The sequence below is a fragment of the Synechococcus sp. H55.10 genome (genome assembly GCF_047502715.1).
In the GTDB taxonomy this organism is placed as follows: domain Bacteria; phylum Cyanobacteriota; class Cyanobacteriia; order Thermostichales; family Thermostichaceae; genus Thermostichus.
The window spans coordinates 1-5,338 of the sequence record NZ_JANSJJ010000099.1 but is presented as its reverse complement, the minus strand read 5'-3'; the positions used below and the strand labels follow the sequence as shown (position 1 = coordinate 5,338).

The window sequence follows — 5,338 nt, the reverse complement described above, 5'->3', positions numbered from 1 at the left end:
ATTGTAGCGGGCTCCCCTGGCGAGAGGCTGGGGCTGCTGCGGCGGTGGTCGTGGTGGTGAGGGTTGTTTGAGAAGTGGCGCAGGTGTTTTGTGTGGGTGCCTGTGGGCTGGGAGGCCCTGAGAGTGCCTGGACAGTAGTTCCGGGAGCAAGGCTCTGAGTTTTGAACTGAAGAGTTTGATCCTGGCTCAGATTGAACGCTGGCGGCATGCCTAACACATGCAAGTCGGACGGCAGCGCAGCCGTGGTGACACGGTGGGCGGCGAGTGGCGGACGGGTGAGTAATGCATCGGAATCTGCCCTCAAGTGGGGGATAACCTGGGGAAACTCAGGCTAATACCGCATGGTGCCTTTGTACGGGAGTGCGGAGGTGAAAGCGGGGGACCGGAAGGCCTCGCGCTTGGGGATGAGCCGATGTCCGATTAGCTGGTTGGTAGGGTAATGGCCTACCAAGGCGACGATCGGTAGCCGGCCTGAGAGGGTGGTCGGCCACACTGGGACTGAGACACGGCCCAGACTCCTACGGGAGGCAGCAGTGGGGAATTTTGGACAATGGGCGAAAGCCTGATCCAGCAATGCCGCGTGTGTGAAGAAGGCCTTCGGGTTGTAAAGCACTTTTCCTGGGGAAGAAATCGTGTGGGTGAATAGCCTGTACGGATGACGGTACCTGGGGAATAAGCACCGGCTAACTCCGTGCCAGCAGCCGCGGTAATACGGAGGGTGCGAGCGTTAATCGGAATTACTGGGCGTAAAGGGTGCGTAGGCGGCCTGTTGAGTCCGATGTGAAAGCCCTGGGCTTAACCTGGGAATGGCATTGGATACTGATGGGCTGGAGTGTGGCAGAGGGTCGTGGAATTCCCGGTGTAGCGGTGAAATGCGTAGAGATCGGGAGGAACACCCGTGGCGAAGGCGGCGACCTGGGCCAACACTGACGCTGAGGCACGAAAGCGTGGGGAGCAAACAGGATTAGATACCCTGGTAGTCCACGCCCTAAACGATGCCGACTGGATGTTGGGTGCGTTTGACGCGCTCAGTATCGAAGCTAACGCGTGAAGTCGGCCGCCTGGGGAGTACGGTCGCAAGACTGAAACTCAAAGGAATTGACGGGGGCCCGCACAAGCGGTGGAGTATGTGGTTTAATTCGATGCAACGCGAAGAACCTTACCTGGCCTTGACATGCCTGGAACCCTGCAGAGATGTGGGGGTGCCCGCGAGGGAGCCGGGACACAGGTGCTGCATGGCTGTCGTCAGCTCGTGTCGTGAGATGTTGGGTTAAGTCCCGCAACGAGCGCAACCCTTGCCTCTAGTTGCCAGCGGTTTGGCCGGGAACTCTAGAGGGACTGCCGTCGACAAGACGGAGGAAGGCGGGGATGACGTCAAGTCATCATGGCCCTTACGGCCAGGGCTACACACGTACTACAATGGCCGGTACAGAGGGTTGCGAAGCCGTGAGGTGGAGCCAATCCCAGAAAGCCGGTCTCAGTCCGGATTGCAGTCTGCAACTCGACTGCATGAAGTCGGAATCGCTAGTAATCGCAGATCAGCATTGCTGCGGTGAATACGTTCCCGGGCCTTGTACACACCGCCCGTCACACCATGGGAGTCGGCTGCACCAGAAGCAGGTGGCCTAACCGCGAGGGGGGCGCCTTCCACGGTGTGGTCGATGACTGGGGTGAAGTCGTAACAAGGTAGCCGTACCGGAAGGTGCGGCTGGATCACCTCCTTTCGAGCGAGCGGGGCGTCTTGGTTCACGGGCGCCCGCACAAGGCACCTGCGCAGTTCCTGCCCGTTGGGGCTGTAGCTCAGCTGGGAGAGCACCTGCTTTGCAAGCAGGGGGTCGTCGGTTCGACTCCGATCAGCTCCACCAGGGGTGGCGCGTGAGGGTGCGGCCTGCTGCGGGGTTGGGTCTGTAGCTCAGGTGGTCAGAGCGCACCCCTGATAAGGGTGAGGTCGGTGGTTCGAGTCCACCCAGACCCACCAGGGCTGGGCGGGTGTAAGGTTGGACGTGGCTGCGTTGAGGTGGCTGCGTGTTGTTTGACAAGATGGGATGGAAGGCAAGCGTTGGGGTGAAGCCAACGTGTGTCGAAGAGGCGAATGGCGTTGGGCTTGGCGTGTCGTCTTGGGTCGAGGAGGCTTGAGGCGGCAGGGTCAAGCGAGCAAGCGCATACGGTGGATGCCTTGGCGGTCAGAGGCGATGAAGGACGTGGCAGCCTGCGAGAAGCGTCGGGGAGCTGGCAGCGAGCGTTGATCCGGCGATGTCCGAATGGGGAAACCCGGCCCGTGAGGGTCATCCCGTTCTGAATTCATAGGGGCGGGAGGCGAACCCGGAGAACTGAAATATCTCAGTACCCGGAGGAAAAGAAATCAACCGAGATTCCCGGAGTAGTGACGAGCGAAACGGGAGGAGCCCAGAAGCGCATCGTGTTTTAGTGGAACGGTCTGGGAAGGCCGGCCATAGAGGGTGAGAGCCCCGTACACGAAAGGGCGCGGTGCGTGATGATGAGTAGGGCGGGGCACGTGGAACCCTGTCCGAAGATGGGGGGACCATCCTCCAAGGCTCAATACTCCTGACCGACCGATAGTGGACCAGTACCGTGAGGGAAAGGTGAAAAGAACCCCGGTGAGGGGAGTGAAATAGACCTGAAACCGTATGCGTACAAGCAGTCGGAGCCCCGTGAGGGGTGACGGCGTACCTTTTGTATAATGGGTCAGCGAGTTGCTGTCTGTGGCGAGCTTAACCGAGTAGGGGAGGCGAAGGGAAACCGAGTCCGAACAGGGCGCAGAGTCGCGGGCAGCAGACCCGAAACCGGGCGATCTAGCCATGACCAGGGTGAAGGCCGGGTAACGCCGGCTGGAGGCCCGAACCCACTCCCGTTGAAAAGGTAGGGGATGAGTTGTGGCTAGGAGTGAAAAGCTAAACGAGCTCGGAGATAGCTGGTTCTCCTCGAAAGCTATTGAGGTAGCGCCTCGTGTGGACACTCCCGGGGGTAGAGCACTGTTATGGCTAGGGGGTCATTGCGACTTACCAAACCATGGCAAACTCCGAATACCGGGACGTGGTGCACGGGAGACACACGGCGGGTGCGAACATCCGTCGTGGAGAGGGAAACAACCCAGACCGCCAGCTAAGGTCCCCAATCACGGCTCAGTGGTAAACGATGTGGGAAGGCTTAGACAGCCAGGAGGTTGGCTTAGAAGCAGCCACCCTTTAAAGAAAGCGTAATAGCTCACTGGTCGAGTCGGCCTGCGCGGAAGATTCAACGGGGCTAAGCCGTGAACCGAAGCTGCGGATCCGCCGCGAGGCGGGTGGTAGAGGAGCGTTCCGTAAGCCGGTGAAGGCGGGTCGAGAGGCCTGCTGGAGGTATCGGAAGTGCGAATGCTGACATGAGTAACGATCATGCGGGTGAAAAGCCCGCACGCCGAATGCCCAAGGTTTCCTTGCGCAACGGTCATCGGCGCAGGGTGAGTCGGTCCCTAAGGCGAGGCCGAAAGGCGTAGTCGATGGGAAGCCGGTTGATATTCCGGCACCTTGTGTGACTGCGAAGGGGGGACGGAGAAGGGTAGGTGTACCGGGCGTTGGTCGTCCCGGGGAAAGCCGGTAGGCGGATTCTCCAGGCAAATCCGGAGGGTCATACGCCGAGCAGCGAGACCAGGGTCTTTTGACCCGAAGTCACTGATCCCAGGCTCCCAGGAAAAGCCTCTAAGCATCAGGTCACGCAAGACCGTACCGCAATCCGACACAGGTCGGCAGGGTGAGAAACCCCAGGCGCTTGAGAGAACTCGGGTGAAGGAACTAGGCAAAATGGTACCGTAACTTCGGGAGAAGGTACGCCCCTGGAGGTGGTGGCGTGCGCCACAGAGCGTCCGGGGGTCGCAGTGAAGAGGCCGCTGCGACTGTTTATCAAAAACACAGCACTCTGCGAACACGAAAGTGGACGTATAGGGTGTGACGCCTGCCCGGTGCCGGAAGGTTAAGTGATGGGGTCAGCCGAAAGGCGAAGCTCCTGATCGAAGCCCCGGTAAACGGCGGCCGTAACTATAACGGTCCTAAGGTAGCGAAATTCCTTGTCGGGTAAGTTCCGACCTGCACGAATGGCGTAACGACAGCGGCACTGTCTCCACCCGAGACTCAGTGAAATTGAAATCGCTGTGAAGATGCAGCGTTCCCGCGGCAAGACGGAAAGACCCCGTGAACCTTTACTACAGCTTCACACTGGACGTTGAGTTCGCTTGTGTAGGATAGGTGGGAGCCAGTGAAGCCCGGACGCCAGTTCGGGTGGAGGCGACCTTGAAATACCACCCTGGTGTGCTCGACGTTCTAACCCAGGCCCGTGATCCGGGTCGGGGACCGTGTGTGGTGGGTAGTTTGACTGGGGCGGTCTCCTCCCAAAAGGTAACGGAGGAGCACGAAGGTGCGCTCAGCACGGTCGGACATCGTGCGTTGCGTGCAAGGGCAGAAGCGCGCCTGACTGCGAGACCGACGGGTCGAGCAGGTGCGAAAGCAGGTCCTAGTGATCCGGTGGTTCCGTATGGAAGGGCCATCGCTCAACGGATAAAAGGTACTCCGGGGATAACAGGCTGATACCGCCCAAGAGTTCATATCGACGGCGGTGTTTGGCACCTCGATGTCGGCTCATCACATCCTGGGGCTGTAGCCGGTCCCAAGGGTATGGCTGTTCGCCATTTAAAGTGGTACGCGAGCTGGGTTCAGAACGTCGTGAGACAGTTCGGTCCCTATCTGCCGTGGGCGTTGGAGATTTGAGGGGGGCTGCTCCTAGTACGAGAGGACCGGAGTGGACGAACCTCTGGTGTTCCGGTTGTCACGCCCGTGGCATCGCCGGGTAGCTACGTTCGGAAGCGATAACCGCTGAACGCATCTAAGCGGGAAGCGCGCCCCAAGATGAGATCTCCCGGAGCATCAAGCTCCCTGAAGGGCCCAGGTAGACCACCTGGTCGATAGGCGCGATGTGCAAGCGCAGCAATGCGCTCAGCTGACGCGTACTAATCGCCCGTGCGGCTTGACCCTACCGCCTCAAGCCCCCTCACACACACGCTCCAACCCAACGCCCCATCCATCCCATCCCCCCTTTCCTGGCGGCCATGGCGGCGTGGAACCACCCGACCCCATCCCGAACTCGGAAGTGAAACACGCCAGCGCCGATGGTAGTGCGGCCCAAGCCGTGCAAGAGTAGGTCACCGCCAGGATCCCACAACCTCCCACGCCCCCCCGGGGTGAGGGGGGGGGGGGGTTTTGTCGGGCGCCACCATGGCGCCCCCACCAGCCGTGCTTCGTGCCGGGCGCGAGTCACGCTGTTGACCCTGCTGACCACGGAGATGCTG

The 5,338-nt window shown here is 60.4% G+C and carries 2 tRNA genes and 3 rRNA genes; all 5 read left to right on the top strand.

Features of this window, described 5'->3' with window-relative positions:
• Nucleotides 1–163 precede the first annotated feature (163 nt).
• The 5 genes from NW858_RS07495 (at nt 164) to rrf (ending at nt 5,203) form a co-directional block, all read left to right on the top strand.
• Nucleotides 164–1,724: ribosomal RNA gene (locus NW858_RS07495) — 16S ribosomal RNA — on the top strand.
• Between the two features lie 65 nt (nt 1,725–1,789).
• Nucleotides 1,790–1,865: transfer RNA gene (locus NW858_RS07490), tRNA-Ala, on the top strand.
• A 36-nt stretch (nt 1,866–1,901) separates the two neighbouring features.
• Nucleotides 1,902–1,978: transfer RNA gene (locus NW858_RS07485), tRNA-Ile, on the top strand.
• A gap of 166 nt (nt 1,979–2,144) precedes the next feature.
• Nucleotides 2,145–5,024, top strand: a 23S ribosomal RNA gene (locus NW858_RS07480).
• Between the two features lie 64 nt (nt 5,025–5,088).
• Nucleotides 5,089–5,203, top strand: a 5S ribosomal RNA gene (gene rrf, locus NW858_RS07475).
• Together the 16S, 23S and 5S rRNA genes with 2 tRNA genes alongside form the textbook arrangement of a ribosomal RNA operon.
• Nucleotides 5,204–5,338: the final 135 nt, after the last annotated feature.